The organism is Shewanella halotolerans, from assembly GCF_019457535.1.
GTDB lineage: Bacteria > Pseudomonadota > Gammaproteobacteria > Enterobacterales > Shewanellaceae > Shewanella > Shewanella halotolerans.
Genome location: NZ_CP080417.1, coordinates 1,105,418 through 1,121,152 on the forward strand (window position 1 = coordinate 1,105,418; position 15,735 = coordinate 1,121,152).

Annotated in this window: 13 protein-coding genes, 1 tRNA gene and 2 rRNA genes; 5 read left to right on the plus strand and 11 right to left on the minus strand. The window is 53.1% G+C overall.

Going from position 1 to position 15,735, the window contains the following annotated elements; translation table 11 throughout:
* Window positions 1–156 precede the first annotated feature (156 nt).
* The 5 genes from K0H81_RS04860 (at window position 157) to rimI (ending at window position 5,788) form a co-directional block, all read left to right on the plus strand.
* A 23S ribosomal RNA gene (locus K0H81_RS04860) occupies window positions 157–3,049 on the plus strand.
* Window positions 3,050–3,379: 330 nt separating this feature from the next.
* Window positions 3,380–3,495: ribosomal RNA gene (gene rrf / locus K0H81_RS04865) — 5S ribosomal RNA — on the plus strand.
* Window positions 3,496–4,787: 1,292 nt separating this feature from the next.
* A tRNA-Trp gene (locus K0H81_RS04870) sits at window positions 4,788–4,864 on the plus strand.
* A gap of 146 nt (window positions 4,865–5,010) precedes the next feature.
* Entirely contained in the window at window positions 5,011–5,361 is a 351-nt protein-coding gene (locus K0H81_RS04875; RefSeq protein ID WP_220060110.1) for a hypothetical protein, read from the plus strand.
* Window positions 5,339–5,788 (plus strand): ribosomal protein S18-alanine N-acetyltransferase, encoded by a 450-nt coding sequence (gene rimI / locus K0H81_RS04880; RefSeq protein WP_220060111.1) that lies wholly within the window; start codon window positions 5,339–5,341, stop codon window positions 5,786–5,788. Before K0H81_RS04875 ends, rimI begins: the two co-directional genes overlap by 23 nt.
* 86 nt (window positions 5,789–5,874) lie before the next feature.
* Here the strand turns inward: rimI and lipA are convergent, their stop codons facing one another.
* The 11 genes from lipA to nadD form a co-directional block, all read right to left on the minus strand.
* Window positions 5,875–6,840, minus strand: coding sequence for a lipoyl synthase (lipA, locus tag K0H81_RS04885; RefSeq protein ID WP_220060112.1), 966 nt, complete (start codon window positions 6,838–6,840; stop codon window positions 5,875–5,877).
* Window position 6,841: 1 nt separating this feature from the next.
* Window positions 6,842–7,492 (minus strand): lipoyl(octanoyl) transferase LipB, encoded by a 651-nt coding sequence (gene lipB, locus K0H81_RS04890; RefSeq protein ID WP_041406693.1) that lies wholly within the window; start codon window positions 7,490–7,492, stop codon window positions 6,842–6,844.
* A gap of 95 nt (window positions 7,493–7,587) precedes the next feature.
* Entirely contained in the window at window positions 7,588–7,854 is a 267-nt protein-coding gene (ybeD, locus tag K0H81_RS04895; protein ID WP_011866737.1) for a DUF493 family protein YbeD, read from the minus strand.
* 134 nt (window positions 7,855–7,988) lie between these two features.
* Window positions 7,989–9,161: a serine hydrolase gene (locus tag K0H81_RS04900; RefSeq protein ID WP_220060113.1), complete on the minus strand. Its 1,173-nt coding sequence runs from the start codon at window positions 9,159–9,161 to the stop codon at window positions 7,989–7,991.
* A 135-nt stretch (window positions 9,162–9,296) separates the two neighbouring features.
* Window positions 9,297–10,094 (minus strand): septal ring lytic transglycosylase RlpA family protein, encoded by a 798-nt coding sequence (locus K0H81_RS04905; RefSeq protein ID WP_220060114.1) that lies wholly within the window; start codon window positions 10,092–10,094, stop codon window positions 9,297–9,299.
* Window positions 10,075–11,031, minus strand: coding sequence for a lytic murein transglycosylase B (gene mltB, locus K0H81_RS04910; RefSeq protein WP_258406445.1), 957 nt, complete (start codon window positions 11,029–11,031; stop codon window positions 10,075–10,077). The genes K0H81_RS04905 and mltB overlap by 20 nt, the downstream gene beginning before the upstream one ends.
* Window positions 11,032–11,093: 62 nt before the next feature.
* Window positions 11,094–12,200 (minus strand): rod shape-determining protein RodA, encoded by a 1,107-nt coding sequence (gene rodA, locus K0H81_RS04915; protein WP_144203635.1) that lies wholly within the window; start codon window positions 12,198–12,200, stop codon window positions 11,094–11,096.
* On the minus strand, window positions 12,187–14,070 hold the full coding sequence (gene mrdA, locus K0H81_RS04920) for a penicillin-binding protein 2 (protein WP_220060116.1): 1,884 nt from the start codon (window positions 14,068–14,070) through the stop codon (window positions 12,187–12,189). Before mrdA ends, rodA begins: the two co-directional genes overlap by 14 nt.
* 77 nt (window positions 14,071–14,147) lie before the next feature.
* Window positions 14,148–14,618: a 23S rRNA (pseudouridine(1915)-N(3))-methyltransferase RlmH gene (rlmH, locus tag K0H81_RS04925; protein WP_041509028.1), complete on the minus strand. Its 471-nt coding sequence runs from the start codon at window positions 14,616–14,618 to the stop codon at window positions 14,148–14,150.
* Entirely contained in the window at window positions 14,618–14,947 is a 330-nt protein-coding gene (gene rsfS, locus K0H81_RS04930; protein ID WP_144203639.1) for a ribosome silencing factor, read from the minus strand. Before rsfS ends, rlmH begins: the two co-directional genes overlap by 1 nt.
* Window positions 14,948–15,092: 145 nt before the next feature.
* The gene (gene nadD / locus K0H81_RS04935) at window positions 15,093–15,734 is read right to left on the minus strand and encodes a nicotinate-nucleotide adenylyltransferase (RefSeq protein ID WP_220060117.1); all 642 of its coding nucleotides are present in this window, start codon (window positions 15,732–15,734) and stop codon (window positions 15,093–15,095) included.
* Window position 15,735: the final 1 nt, after the last annotated feature.

Here is a 15,735-nt window from a genome sequence, read left to right on the forward strand (position 1 = left end):
AAAATTTGGAAAGCTGATAGTAATAACCGAAAGGTTATTGCGAAAAATAATTGAGTTCTCAAAACACACTTTAATCAAGTGACTTGAGTATTCTTTTGGCGAAAGTAGAAACCGTTAGTTGCGATGCGACTCAGATGAAACTCATTTGGGTTGTATGGTTAAGTGACTAAGCGTATACGGTGGATGCCTTGGCAGTCAGAGGCGATGAAGGACGTAGTAACTTGCGAAAAGCGTTGGCGAGCTAGTAACAAGCATTTGAGCTAACGATGTCCGAATGGGGAAACCCGGCACCATAAGGTGTCATCATTAAGTGAATACATAGCTTAATGAGGCGAACGAGGGGAACTGAAACATCTAAGTACCCTTAGGAAAAGAAATCAACCGAGATTCCCCTAGTAGCGGCGAGCGAACGGGGATTAGCCCTTAAGCCTAGAGGGTGTTAGTGGAATGTGTTGGAAAGCACAGCGATACAGGGTGATAGCCCCGTACATGAAAACTAACTTTAGGTGAAAACGAGTAGGACGGGACACGTGATATCTTGTTCGAATATGGGGGGACCATCCTCCAAGGCTAAATACTCCTGACTGACCGATAGTGAACCAGTACCGTGAGGGAAAGGCGAAAAGAACCCCTGTGAGGGGAGTGAAATAGAACCTGAAACCGTATACGTACAAGCAGTGGGAGCGGTTCTTGAGACCGTGACTGCGTACCTTTTGTATAATGGGTCAGCGACTTACATTTTGTAGCGAGGTTAAGCGAATAGCGGAGCCGTAGGGAAACCGAGTGTTAACTGCGCGTTTAGTTGCAAGGTGTAGACCCGAAACCCGGTGATCTAGCCATGGGCAGGTTGAAGGTTGAGTAACATCAACTGGAGGACCGAACACACGTATGTTGAAAAATGCGGTGATGACTTGTGGCTGGGGGTGAAAGGCCAATCAAACCGGGAGATATCTGGTTCTCCTCGAAAGCTATTTAGGTAGCGCCTCGAGCGAATACCATTGGGGGTAGAGCACTGTTAAGGCTAGGGGGTCATCCCGACTTACCAACCCTTTGCAAACTCCGAATACCAATGAGTACTACTCGGGAGACACACGGCGGGTGCTAACGTCCGTCGTGAAAAGGGAAACAACCCAGACCATCAGCTAAGGTCCCAAAGTTATTGCTAAGTGGGAAACGATGTGGGAAGGCTTAGACAGCTAGGATGTTGGCTTAGAAGCAGCCATCATTTAAAGAAAGCGTAATAGCTCACTAGTCGAGTCGGCCTGCGCGGAAGATATAACGGGGCTAAGCAATACACCGAAGCTATGGGTACTAGCGCTTGCGCTAGTGCGGTAGAGGAGCGTTCTGTAAGCCGTTGAAGGTGAAGGGGTAACCCACGCTGGAGGTATCAGAAGTGCGAATGCTGACATGAGTAACGATAAAGGGGGTGAAAAACCTCCTCGCCGAAAGACCAAGGGTTCCTGTCCAACGTTAATCGGGGCAGGGTGAGTCGACCCCTAAGGCGAGGCCGAAAGGCGTAGTCGATGGGAAACGGGTTAATATTCCCGTACTTCTGCTAACTGCGATGGAGAGACGGAGAAGGCTAGGCTAGCGCGGCGTTGGTTGTCCGCGTTTAAGGCTGTAGGTAGGGTACTTAGGCAAATCCGGGTACCTAATACTGAGAGTTGATGACGAGTCACTACGGTGATGAAGTAGTTGATGCCATGCTTCCAGGAAAATCTTCTAAGCTTCAGGTTAGTAGGAATCGTACCCCAAACCGACACAGGTGGTCGGGTAGAGAATACCAAGGCGCTTGAGAGAACTCGGCTGAAGGAACTAGGCAAAATGGTACCGTAACTTCGGGAGAAGGTACGCTCCTGTTGGTGATGAGACTTGCTCTCTAAGCTGACGGGAGTCGCAGATACCAGGTGGCTGCAACTGTTTATCAAAAACACAGCACTGTGCAAACTCGCAAGAGGAAGTATACGGTGTGACGCCTGCCCGGTGCCGGAAGGTTAATTGATTGGGTTATCTTCGGAGAAGCTCATGATCGAAGCCCCGGTAAACGGCGGCCGTAACTATAACGGTCCTAAGGTAGCGAAATTCCTTGTCGGGTAAGTTCCGACCTGCACGAATGGCGTAATGATGGCCACGCTGTCTCCAGCCGAGACTCAGTGAAGTTGAAATTGCGGTGAAGATGCCGTATACCCGCGGCTAGACGGAAAGACCCCGTGAACCTTTACTATAGCTTGGCACTGAACATTGACCCTACATGTGTAGGATAGGTGGGAGACTTTGAAGCGGGAACGCCAGTTCTCGTGGAGTCATCCTTGAAATACCACCCTTGTAGTGTTGATGTTCTAACTCTGGCCCCTGAATCGGGGTTGAGGACAGTGCCTGGTGGGTAGTTTGACTGGGGCGGTCTCCTCCCAAAGAGTAACGGAGGAGCACGAAGGTTGGCTAAGTACGGTCGGACATCGTACGGTTAGTGCAATGGCATAAGCCAGCTTAACTGCGAGACATACACGTCGAGCAGGTGCGAAAGCAGGTCATAGTGATCCGGTGGTTCTGAATGGAAGGGCCATCGCTCAACGGATAAAAGGTACTCCGGGGATAACAGGCTGATACCGCCCAAGAGTTCATATCGACGGCGGTGTTTGGCACCTCGATGTCGGCTCATCACATCCTGGGGCTGAAGTCGGTCCCAAGGGTATGGCTGTTCGCCATTTAAAGTGGTACGCGAGCTGGGTTCAGAACGTCGTGAGACAGTTCGGTCCCTATCTGCCGTGGGCGTTGGATGATTGAAGGGAGCTGCTCCTAGTACGAGAGGACCGGAGTGGACGAACCGCTGGTGTTCGGGTTGTCATGCCAATGGCATTGCCCGGTAGCTACGTTCGGAATCGATAACCGCTGAAAGCATCTAAGCGGGAAGCGAGCCCTAAGATGAGTCATCCCTAGACCTTTAAGGTCTCTAAAGAGCCGTCCGAGACTAGGACGTTGATAGGCAGGGTGTGTAAGCGTTGTGAGGCGTTGAGCTAACCTGTACTAATGACTCGTGAGGCTTAACCATACAACCCAAAAGGGTTTTACTTGAAACGTTCCAGACGTTTAAAGTACTTCCTCCTTCAATGGAGGTCGCGATAATGGTTACTGAATCAAAAGAATACAAAGTACTTGATTGAAGTGCGAACTCAAACAGCTTTCTAAATTTACTATTTTGGTTAATTACGCAGGTAATTGTTTGGCTGACAAAGCCGTAACGAAGCGAAGCGCGGAGTGTACTGGAGTACATGGTCTAAATTGTTCCATACAATTTAAGACATTTACTCCATCCTTGGAGGTCAAGCACTGCAGCGAGGAAACAATGCCGTCAGACGAAGAATTAACCAGTAAGAATTTGTCTGGAAACCATAGCATTGTGGTCCCACCTGATCCCATCCCGAACTCAGAAGTGAAACGCAATCGCGCCGATGGTAGTGTGGGGTCTCCCCATGTGAGAGTAGGTCATTTCCAGGCGCCTAATTAAGTGAAGAAGCCACCTGAATAAGGTGGCTTTTTTGCGTTTGGGGTTTATGAATTTATTGGGTACCCTTTCGAACCACCTTAATTAAAGTCAGGTGGCTTATTCACTTATGTAGGCATGAATGCCTACTCCCGACGTCGCCCCACCGCTAAGCGGGGTCTCCGGCTACGAAGCTTAGCTTCTCCGCGTTCAAGTGGGGCTAAATACTGCGTATTTAAAGCGCCTCACTTTCCCCCCATGTGTTCGCTGCGCGAACCGAGTAGGTCATTTCCAGACGCCTATTTATTCTCGAAAGAGAGTCGATAAATCCCCAGCACCTAGTGTTGGGGATTTTTTCGTTTATACGCTCGCCTAAATTGTTCCCAACAATTTATGGCGCTTCCTACATCCATGTGGGTCGCGCGAAAGCGCTACTTCACATGCAGCCCAAAGCTGCTTACGCAGTGTGGCAGTTAAGTGTTCCATTCTTCAACTGCATTTCCGCCATCCATGGTGGTCAGGCCCCTCAGCTTGCAGCTTAGCTGCTTCGCGCTCCAGCCATCCATTAAGCTGCGCTCGATAAGCGGATGTCTTACGCTCCCATGCGTGAAACCTTTGGCGGATTCCATTTCTCGAGATAGGACTAGATAGCGTTTCCTAGCATTCAACCATATGAGCTTGTACCTCAGCCGTACTGGTTAAAATTGATCTATATCTCCCTTTCTATTTTCATGCCTTTGTCCTATATCCACGCTTCGATGATTTAAGGCGAATGCCTTCTAGTGAGGTGGAGGGCTCGCAAGAACATCTGTTTTTGCGCTGTAGCTATTTAGGAGTGTCTTGGAACTATTTTTATCCCATATGGAGGCTGAGTCACTAAAAGCTGATGATTGACCTAGTGGAATCGGTATTAAGGTTTTTGTTTGTGGTGTCCGGGATAGGAAGAGGAAGGTGCGGGTAGCAGGTCTCTATGTATTTGTCCCCAGGTGCTAGTCTCGAAGAGGCTCGATGCAAAAAAATGCGGGCTTTATTTGGGGTACTTTATGTAGGGCTGTTATTTGCCTATGAAGGTAATCATTAATAGAACTTGCTTGGGGGATTTCAGGCTCGATATGCCATTAATCAGTGACGTATAACGTCATTAAAAGCAGGTTGAATGATGGTGTGGATGGCCATTTTTTGAGTGGGAATGTGAGGATATGACTTAATATTCGCTATCTTGCATGAAAAAGCCGCAATTGAGCGAGTTAGCCATAAAAAGTCCTTTACCTTTGAGAGGGGTTTTAGCATAATGCCCCACGTCAACAGGGGTGTAGTTCCAATTGGTAGAACAGCGGTCTCCAAAACCGATGGTTGCGGGTTCGAGTCCTGCCACCCCTGCCACATTCTAGAGAAGCCGTTCAGAAATGAACGGCTTTTTGCTTTTCTGAGTTTTATCTTTTCACTCAAGTTCATATAGTCTCTGGTCGTCGTGACACTCGCCTGGGCAGAGGTTATCCTTAAGGGGTTAGCATTTGTCTGGAGGCGATTTGGAACCGAGTGCATATTTAGATGCGATGGGTATAACCCGCTGGGTAGAGAAGGGAGCCGAGCTTCCCCTGTATCATATTCTCGTGGATCGAGGAGCGAGCGTCTCAGGCGACCACCCGCTTATCCGCCAGGTGTTGGCACTCTTTCCCGAGCAGGATAAGCAGGTTGTCGTCAGCGATTCGCTTAGCAGCACCAAAGAGGTGTTTTGGGATATGCGAAGTCTCAGGTTACCTAAGGTGGCATGCGCCATCAGCTCTGCACCTATAACCGTTCTCGAGCAAGAATCTAAGGCCAAGCGCGAGCTATGGCAGCATATTTGGGAGAGCGATGCCTATGACGCTAACGCTTAAGACACTGACCAAGGAAGACGCTCCTAAGTTGCATGAGCTGGAGTCGGCCTGCCATAGCTTCCCCATGTCGCTGAGTAACCTTGAGACCTGTTTCGGGCGTTTCTACCATGTCATCGGTCTCTTTGATGATGAGGAACTGTTGGGCTTCAGCATTCTGCATCAACTGTTCGAAGATGCCACCCTGATGGATATCTGCGTCCGGCCAGACGCTCAGGGGCAAGGTTTGGGTAAGCGCCTCACCGAGGCGTTAATCGAGCTGGCAGCGACTCAGGGCGCCGAACGTATGATGCTAGAGGTGAGGGCCTCTAATGAAAGGGCTATCGCCTTATATCGCCAGATGGGCTTCGAGCAGACAGGAATGCGGGCCAATTACTATCAGTTAGAGCAGGGGAAAGAGGACGCTATCCTGATGGAGCGTTTGTTCTAGCCGTTTTGGTTTGTATTTGGGAATAAAAAAATAGCGCCGAAAGGCGCTATTTTTACATCTAAGCTATTAAAGCCTAAGGTCTTAGGTTATTTAACCTCTTTACCTTGAGCTTGCAGATCCGCATGGTAGCTTGAACGCACCATAGGACCACATGCTGCATGGGTAAAGCCTATCTCTTCGGCATAGTCTTTCAGCTCGTCAAACTCAGCTGGCGGCACGTAACGCTCTACTGGTAGGTGGAACTTAGAGGGCTGCAGGTATTGACCGAGTGTCAGCATCTCAACATTGTGCGCACGCAGATCGCGCAGTACTTCGGCGATCTCTTCGTTGGTCTCACCTAGGCCCATCATCAAACCCGACTTAGTCGGAATGTTTGGGTGTTGCTCTTTGAATTTCTTCAACAGATCCAGTGACCACTGGTAGTTTGCCCCTGGACGCGCCTTACGATAGTGCTTAGGTGCCGTTTCCAGGTTGTGGTTGAAGACATCGGGTGGCTCGGTGGCCAGGATCTCCAAGGCGGCGTCGATGCGGCCCCTGAAATCGGGCACTAAGATCTCAATCTTGATCTCTGGGTTGAGCTTACGGATTTCGCGAATACAGTCGGCAAAGTGCTGTGCACCACCATCACGCAGATCGTCACGATCCACAGAGGTGATCACCACATATTTCAGCTTCATGTCTCTGATGGTCTGTGCCAGTTTTGCCGGCTCTTCGGCATCAGGCTTGAGTGGACGGCCATGGGCCACGTCGCAGAAGGGGCAGCGACGGGTACAGATGGCGCCCAAGATCATGAAGGTGGCGGTACCATGGTTAAAACATTCGGCAAGGTTAGGGCAGGAAGCCTCTTCACATACAGAGTGCAGACCGTTCTTACGCAGCGCCTGTTTGATGTCGACGATACGCTGGTTCGATGCCGGGAGCTTGACTCTCAACCAATCGGGTTTGCGTAGCATGGTTTCGCGCTCGGAAGGCACGACCTTGACCGGAATACGAGAGACCTTGTCGGCATCGCGTAACTTGACTCCGGGTTGTAATCTTTCAGGCCTACTCATATTAGTCTGTTAACCCTTGATGATGTTCTAGATGTTGATAGCCCAATTCTTGGCTAAAGGTTTGTATCAGTTTCTCGCCGGCTTCTTCGACGCTTTGTGGCCCCTTGAGCGGCTTACATTGAGCCATCTCTAATCCTGCATAACCGCAGGGGTTGATGCGCTGAAAGGGGGACATATCCATATCGACGTTTAGTGCCAGGCCGTGGAAGGAGCAGCCTTTACGGATCCGCAGACCCAGAGAGGCAATCTTGCGCTCCTCGACATAGACGCCAGGGGCGTCGGCCTTAGGATAGGCCTCGATACCATAGAGGGCGAGCATCTTGACGATACTCTGCTCTATGTCGGTCACCAGTTGGCGAACACCGATTTTGAGGCGTTTGATGTCCAGTAGTGGGTAGGCGACTAGCTGCCCTGGACCATGGTAGGTCACTTGGCCACCACGATCGACTTGAATGACGGGGATATCGCCGGGGTTGAGAATATGCTCACTTTTACCTGCCTGGCCTTGAGTGAACACCGGAGGATGTTCGACTATCCAAAGCTCATCTCGGCTCGTTTCATCGCGATTATCGGTATATTCCTGCATGGCATGCCATACCGACTCGTAATCCTGGCGTCCAAGATGACGAATATGTAAAACCGTATCTTTCAAGGGCAACCTCTCCCCTCAGCGTTTAAGTGCGCCTATTATACGCGCGAAATCAGGAAATGTAAGGTAGATCACATTTCCTATCTGGAGGGCACATCTTAGAGGACGCGCTTAACCCCTTCGATAGCCGCTAACTCGATGTAAAGCAGTTCGATCTGCTCTTTACTGTGAACCGTTACCTTAACGGTGATCGAGTGGTAGCTGCCTTTGCTTGAGGCCCTGGAGGTTGGCATATAGTCGCCTGGTACGTGACGCTGCACAACGGCAACGACATCATCGGCGAGTGTGTCTCTGGCGTCGCCCACGACTTTGAAAGGGAAGGCCGCGGGGAAGTCTAGGAGTTCATGAAATTTGGTGTCTAACATAGGTGTCTATCTCTTGCCTAACTTAATGGCTATAAAATGGGGGTTATTATACCTAATTCAAGCCTCGGAGGCTAAAAACAAAAAAGTCACCCTTAGGTGACTTTTTACTATCTCATGCATTTGTCGCTGTGGAATTAGTTAAACCAGCTGGCAAACATCTGCTTAAAGTAGTCCATCAGCTTGCTGAACCAGCTGCCTTCGTTCACCTCTTGCAGGGTGACCAGTGGGAACTGGGCAATGTCTTTGCCGTTAAGCTGGAAGTAGATGCGGCCTACTGTCTCACCCTTGGCGATAGGGGCGGTCAGCTCCTTGTTCAGCTCGTAGTTGGCTTCGAGGTTTTTCGCCTGGCCACGGCTGATGGTGATAGGGGTATCTGTTAACACGCCAAGATCCACTGACTCTCTGTCACCGTACCAGATCTTCTGGGTAACAAAGCTGTCGCCCGCCTTGTAGGGGGTGATGGTCTCGAAGAAGCGGAAACCATAGTTGAGCAGTTTCTTACTCTCTGCCTTACGGGCCGACTCGCTGGCGGTGCCCATGACCACAGACACCAGACGCATGCCATCTTTGGTTGCCGAGGTCACCAGGTTGTAACCGGCGCCAGAGGTGTGACCCGTCTTGATGCCATCGACGTTCAGGCTCTTGTCCCACAGCAGACCGTTACGGTTGTACTGCTTGATGCCGTTATAGGTGAAAGATTTCTCCGAGTAGACGCGGTACTCCTCGGGGACGTCGCGGATCAACGCGGCGCCCAGCAGTGCCATGTCGTAGGCGGTGGTCTTGTGATTTTCCGAGTCCAGTCCGTGTGAGTTCTCGAAGTAGCTGTCACGCATGCCCAGCTGTTTGGCCCAGGAGTTCATCAGATCCACGAAGCCATCTTCGGTACCGGCAATGTGCTCGGCCATGGCGACACAGGCATCGTTACCCGACTGAATGATGATGCCGCGGTTAAGATCTTCGACCGAGACCTGCTTACCCACTTCGATAAACATCTTAGAGGAGTCAGGGAAATTCTTCGACCAGGCGTTCTTACTGATGGTCACCTTGTCTTGTGGTGAGATATTGCCCACCTTGATCTCGTGGCCTATCACGTAGCTGGTCATCATCTTGGTGAGACTGGCCGGGTTCAGGCTCTCATAGGCATTCTCTTCGGCGATGATCTGGCCAGAGTTGTAATCCATCAGGATAAAGGCTTTGGCTGCTACCTTAGGTGCATCAGGCGTAACAACGGGTGCCGCGTTGGCTGCCGTGATAGAGAGGGAGGAGACAAGGAGGAGTGTTTTCAAGCTATGATTCAGTAATTTCATATTATCAAGGCACGTCTTCTGGTTGAATGCAAAAATTTGGGCGCTATGTCGGGCGAGTATAACATTAGTCGACCATCGAAATCAGTGAAGGTTCCTTAATCTTAAGGAAAAGCGCACCGATTTCGGGTCGTTACCTTATTCGGTCACCAGATAGCTCTGAGGGTAGCCGTTTTGCTGCAGTGTCTGATGCAGCTGGGCAGCGATTTGCTGGCGTCCTATGGGGCCGAGTTGCAGGCGATAGAGATTGCCGCTCTGCTGGATACGAGTCTTAACCTGGTACTGGTCGGCCAGGGTCTGCGCCAGATGATCGATGCGTCCCTTATCTGAGGAGGCGATCACCTGCACATAGTGAAGCTTGGTTTCCTGCAGTGCGGCCAAAGCCACCGACTCGGGGTTTTCTATGTAGATCACCTCGAGCTGGACCTTGGCCGTGCCTGTCTTGAGCATGTCCAGGCGATGCGCCGCGGCGTAGGAGAGATCTATGATGCGGTTATCGTGAAAGGGGCCGCGATCGTTGACCCTTACCACTACCGACTTGTCGTTGGCCAGGTTAGTGACCTTCACATAACTAGGCAGTGGCAGCGTCTTATGGGCCGCCGACATGGAATACATGTCGTAGGTCTCGCCATTGGAGGTGAGGTGACCATGAAACTTGGCGCCATACCAGGAGGCGATCCCCGTCTTCTGATAGCCTTTGCCTGTGTCGAGCACCCGGTAGGTCTTGCCCAGTACCGTATATTCCTTGCGGTTGCCGCCGCGGCTGTAGGGCTCAAACTTGGGGTGAGCATCTTCCACCTTGGAGACGTCGGGCGCATCGGTCGGCGCTACGTCGTCGGCAATCTTATAGCGGCCGCTCTGAGACGAGCAGCCCGCCAAAACCAATAGCAGGATGAAGGAGAGCAGTGACAGGGCGTTACTGTTTCGCATAAGCATCTTTGAGTTGTTGGCTGAATTGATACACCGCCATGGCGTACAGCGGGCTGCGGTTATAGCGGGTGATCACGTAAAAGTTGTTTAGTCCCAGCCAGTAGTCTTTGCTGCCTTGCTGCTCAAGCTCGACTAGTAGTGCGGATTGTTGCACGTCGAGATCGACATTCTGCGCCAGGGAGATGGTTGGCGACAGGATGTCGGCAACCTTGTAGGAGAGCTTCTCTCCCGACCAGGCCTTGAGATGCGCGGGCAGATGGTGTGTAGTCAGCGGTAGGGTGATCAAGGCGCCCTTCTGCCAGCCATGTTGATGGAAATAGTTGGCGACACTGCCGATGGCATCGACCGGATCGCCAACCAGGTCCCGGCGGCCGTCGCCGCTAAAATCCACTGCGAAATGGCGATAGCTGGAGGGAATAAACTGACCATAACCCATGGCGCCGGCGTAGGAGCCTTTTAGCGAGCTCAGGTCCAGCTTTTCCTCTTTGGCCAGGGTCTGTAGCTGGGCGAGTTCCTTGCGAAAGAAGTCGGCCCGCGGCGTGTAATGAAAGCCCAAGGTGTAGAGGGCGTCGATCACCGGATAGGTGCCCATGTAGCCGCCGTAGAAGGTCTCGATGCCGATAATGGCAACTATGATCTCGGGGTCCACCTGATAGGTCTTTGCCGCCTTGGCGATGGTCGCGTCATGGGTGCGCCAGAAATTCAGTCCCTTTTCCAGACGCTTATCGGTGAGGAAGATGGGGTGATATTGATACCAGGGCTTGGCTTCCCAAGGGGTGGTGATGGCGTCGATCACCTTCTGGTTGTATTGGGCGCTACTGAGAAAGCTGTCTATCTCTGCCAGGGTGAAGCCGGCGCCGAGTTGCTGCTCGGTGAAGGCTGTCTTCAACTCACTGATGTCGCCCTCTTGGGGGATCACCTTGTCATCGGCTTGGGCCAGCATGCTGGCGCTGCCCAGCATCAGGGCGAAAAATAGCTGTGAAACTGGTTTCAAATCGTCTTCCTTTAACGGTCAATGAATCGTCTATGGGTATGAATGCTCATCAGGATCCCGAAGCCTGTCATCAGGGTCAGCATAGAGGTGCCGCCGTAACTGATGAGGGGCAGGGGTACACCAACTACGGGGAGTAGTCCCGATACCATGCCAATATTCACAAAGACATATACAAAGAAGGTTAAAGTAATACTGCCAGCGAGTAAACGGGCAAAACTGGTTTGTGCGCGCGAGGCAATCACCAGGCCGCGGCCGATCACATAGAGGTAGAGGCAGAGCAGAATAAGGCTGCCGATCAGGCCAAACTCCTCGCCGATAACCGCGAAGATGAAGTCGGTGTGGCGCTCGGGCAGGAACTCCAGCTGAGATTGAGTGCCGTCGAGCCAGCCCTTGCCCCAGATCCCACCGGAGCCGATGGCGATCTTGGACTGAATAATATGATAGCCGGCGCCCAGTGGGTCTTTTTCCGGATCCAGCAGGGTCAATACCCGGGTACGTTGATAATCGTGCATCAGGAAGTACCAGAGCACAGGCAGCATGGCCAGCACGCCGCCGATGAAGCTGCCGACGATGGCCCAGCTCATGCCGGAGAGAAACAGCACGAAGATCCCCGAGGCCGCCACCAGGATGGAGGTGCCGAGATCCGGCTGCTTGGCAATCAAGAGCGTCGGAATGAGCAGAATTACCCCGGCACCGGCCAGATAACGCTTCTTCGGCGGTAGCGGAAACTTACTGATATACCAGGCCATGGTGATGGGGAAGGCTAGCTTAATCAGTTCAGAGGGTTGAAATTCCATGAAGCCCAGGTTGAGCCAGCGCTGGGCGCCCTTGTTGATCTCACCGAAGAAATGCACCCCTAGTAGCAGAATCACCCCCGCAATATAGATGGGGAATGCCCAGCGCCTGAGCACCTCTGGGTTGATCTGGGCGACAAACAGCATGATCCCCAGCGACAGTCCCATACGGATCAGCTGACGCTCCATCAGCGCCATATCTTCGCCGCCGGCGGAATAGATGACGAACAGGCCATAGCACATGAGTGCCAGCAGCCCAAGAAGCAGTGGCAGGTCGATATGCATGCGCTGCCAGATGTTGGGTCTATGGCTATGGGCGTTCATTGTGTGGGCTCCCGGCGGTTTCTAAGGGCAGGTTGTCGCGTAGCATATACTCATCCAGCAGCGCGCGGGCCACGGGGCCAGCGTTGGCGCCACCCCAACCGGCGTTTTCCAGTACCACTGCCAGCACGATGCGCGGCGCCTCATAGGGGGCGTAGGCGACGATCAAGGCGTTATCCCTCAGGTGTTCGTCGATATTTTCTGCGTCATATTTTTCATCTTCGGCCACACTGAAGACCTGGGCGGTACCCGTCTTCATCGCCGCGGTATAGCCGGCATCGACGAAGCGTGACTTATGGGCGGTATCTCTCATCGCCTCGTTGATGATCTGCCAGTTGTGTGGACTCTTCAGTACCACGGGAGCCATCTTGTCTACCGGGGTGTCCACCTTGACGGTATCATTCTTGATCGACTTCAACAGGTGCGGCACGAAACGTTCGCCCTTATTGGCCATGATGGCGGTGGCGTTGGCCAGCTGCAGTGGCGTGGTGGTCCAGTAACCCTGGCCGATCCCCACTGAGATGGTATCGCCGATATACCAGGGCTGATTGTATTTGAGTCGTTTCCAGTCCTTGGACGGCATGTTACCGGCCGACTCCTCGAAGATATCGACACCTGTGCGCTCGCCAAAGCCGAACTGCTGCATGAAGTTGCTGATCTTATCTATGCCTGTCTTGTAGGCCATGTCGTAGAAGTAGGTGTCACAGGAGTGCACCAGGGCGCCGTTGACATCGACCCAGCCGTGGCCCCAACGTTTCCAGTCGCGATACTTGCGCTCGACGCCGGGGATCTGCCAAAAGCCTGGGTCCCACACCCGGGTCTTAGGGGTCACAACCTTTTCTTCCAGGCCCAGCAGCGCCATGTGAGGCTTAACCGTCGATGCCGGGGCGTATTGGCCCTGGGTGGCGCGGTTGATCAGCGGGCGAGAGCGAGCGTTGAGCAGATCGCTATAGGCCTTGGAGCTGATGCCGTGCACGAACTGGTTCGGGTCATAGCTGGGGCTGGAGACCATGGCCAGTATGCCGCCGTCGCGGGGATCGATAGCCACGATTGAGCCGCGGCGACCCGCCAGCAGTTCCATCGCCTTCTTCTGTAGCTGAAGATCCAGGGTCAGGTAGATGTCCTGGCCCGGCTCTGGCGCCACAGATTTAAGGGTGCGAATGGTGCGGCCGCGGTTGTTGACCTCTTCTTCCAGGTGGCCAGGCATGCCGTGCAGCAGGCTCTCATAAAACTTTTCGATCCCCTGCTTGCCGATATCCTTGGTGGCGGCGTAGTTCTGCCACTGGCCGTTGCGCTGCAATGCGGCCTGGTCCCTGTTGTTGATGCGGCCCACATAGCCCAGCACATGGGTCAGCAGTCCATCGTAGGGGTAGTGGCGTTTCAGGCCTGCATCGATGGAGAAGCCAGGGAACCTGTGTTGGTTAACGCTAAAGATCGCCACTTCCTCCTCCGACAGGCGGTTCTTGACCGTGATCGGCTTGAAGCGGCGATGGTATTTGAGGGAGGCGACCAGGCTTTCTCTGTCATCCTTGCTGAGCTCGACGACCTTGGCGAGTTCATCCAGGGTCGCGGGAATGTCTTTGACCTTCTCGGGGATCAGTTCCAGCGAGTAGAAGGGCTGATTCTCCGCCAACAGTTGGCCGTGTCTGTCGTAGATCAGGCCGCGGCTTGGCGCCACTGGCACGACGCGGATGCGGTTGTCGTTGGAGCGGGTCTCGTAGTCTTTGTAGGACAGGACTTGCAGATGATAGAGGTTGCCCAGCAGTATGCTCAGCAGGATTATCACACAACCAAAGGTGAAGATGGCGCGGCGTTTGAACAGCGAGGCTTCGGCTGCATGATCATGCATGGCCATCCGTTTACGTGGCGCCAATTATACTCTCTCCGGCAGTATGTTGGTTGTCACTATCATCGTCTATCCCTCGATTGACTCGAGTATCGCGCGGCGCACTACTCTCTATGATACGGGTGGTTGTTGTTGATGCTCCAGGCACGGTATAGGCTCTCGGCCACCAAGACGCGTACCAAGGGGTGGGGCAGGGTCAAGGCCGATAGACACCAGCTTTGATTCGCCGCCTGTTTACAGGCGGGGGCCAGTCCCTCGGGGCCGCCGATAAGCAGGCTAACATCGCGACCGTCCAGTTGCCAGCGATTGAGCTGAGTGGCAAGCTCGGGCGTGGTCCAGTTTTTACCCGGCAGATCCAGGCTGACAATATGGTTTCCCTTAGGGATAGCCGCCAGCATCTGTTCGCCCTCTTTGTGCAAGATGCGGGCGATGTCGGCATTCTTACCGCGCTTGCCGGCAGGGATCTCAATCAGTTCGAACGCCATGTCCCTGGGGAAACGGCGCTGATATTCTTCGAAACCTGTGGTGACCCAGGCGGGCATGCGAGTGCCCACGGCAACGAGTTGTAACTTCATTAAGCTGGCTTTTCAGACCACAGCTTTTCAAGCTGATAGAAGTCGCGGGTCTTGTCTTGCATCACATGAACAATCACGTCGCCCAGGTCGACCAGCACCCATTCGCTGCTGTCACGGCCTTCGACGCCATGGATATGTAGGTTGGCACGTTTGGCCTCGAGTACCACGTTCTCGGCGATCGCTCTGACGTGGGTCTTAGAAGTACCCGAACAGACCACCATATAGTCGGTCACATTCGACTTGTCGGTGACTTCCAGTACTACAACATCTTTTGCTTTTAAATCTTCGACCTTGTCGATGACAAACTGTTTAAGCTCGGCGCTTTGCACGCTAAATTCCTCATTCATTTTTAACAGCGAGGCAGTATAACAGGTTATGCCCCTAAAGTAATTGCTAATAGCGGTGCGTGAAATGCCTGTCTGCGCCCTAAACGGCGTGAGTTTGGCTAAAGGTTGAGGCCTTGTTATCTGGCTGTTAGCGGTAGAGCTGATGGGCGGCGATATAGTCGGCCACAACCTGTGGCATGGCATCGGGCGCCAGCTGATTTTGGGCCAGCTGCTGGCGAATCTCGGTAGAGGAGTAGGGCTGAGGTGTGATGGTCACCGGGAGGATGAGACCGGCGTAGCAATCTGACTCGGCAGCCTTATCAAGCCCTGTCTTGTCTGCGCGGCGGGTATTAAGCAGTGTGGCCATCTCGCTGTCCTCGCACAACGTCCAGCCGGGCCTTTGGCAGACGGCGATATGACAGAGATCGAACAGCTGCCGCCAGTGATACCAGCTTGGCAGGCCAACGAAGGAGTCCATCCCCATGATAAACACCAGCTGATCCTGGCCGTGGGTCTGACGCAGGTACTTCAGGGTCTCTACCGAATAGGAGGGCTGGTCGCGGTTTGCCTCTATGTCACACAGCTTGAGCTGTGGGTATTGCTGACACACAAGCCTGGCCATGGCAAGGCGATGCTGAGTGGAGGTGTTGGTGCCGTCCTTGTGAGGCGGAATATGGTTGGGCATCAGCCAGACTTCGTCGAGTCCCAGGGCGGCCTGCACCTCAAGCAATGGCTTGATATGACCATAGTGAATGGGGTCGAAGGTGCCGCCCAGTATGCCTATCTTCATC

Coding starts and splice junctions, on each gene's coding strand:
- rimI (WP_220060111.1), top strand. CDS start 5,339: ATGCCTATGACGCTAACGCTTAAGACACTGACCAAGGAAGACGCTCCT.
- lipA (WP_220060112.1), bottom strand. CDS start 6,840: ATGAGTAGGCCTGAAAGATTACAACCCGGAGTCAAGTTACGCGATGCC.
- ybeD (WP_011866737.1), bottom strand. CDS start 7,854: ATGTTAGACACCAAATTTCATGAACTCCTAGACTTCCCCGCGGCCTTC.
- K0H81_RS04900 (WP_220060113.1), bottom strand. CDS start 9,161: ATGAAATTACTGAATCATAGCTTGAAAACACTCCTCCTTGTCTCCTCC.
- K0H81_RS04905 (WP_220060114.1), bottom strand. CDS start 10,094: ATGCTTATGCGAAACAGTAACGCCCTGTCACTGCTCTCCTTCATCCTG.
- mltB (WP_258406445.1), bottom strand. CDS start 11,031: ATGCTGGCCCAAGCCGATGACAAGGTGATCCCCCAAGAGGGCGACATC.
- rodA (WP_144203635.1), bottom strand. CDS start 12,200: ATGAACGCCCATAGCCATAGACCCAACATCTGGCAGCGCATGCATATC.
- rlmH (WP_041509028.1), bottom strand. CDS start 14,618: ATGAAGTTACAACTCGTTGCCGTGGGCACTCGCATGCCCGCCTGGGTC.
- nadD (WP_220060117.1), bottom strand. CDS start 15,734: ATGAAGATAGGCATACTGGGCGGCACCTTCGACCCCATTCACTATGGT.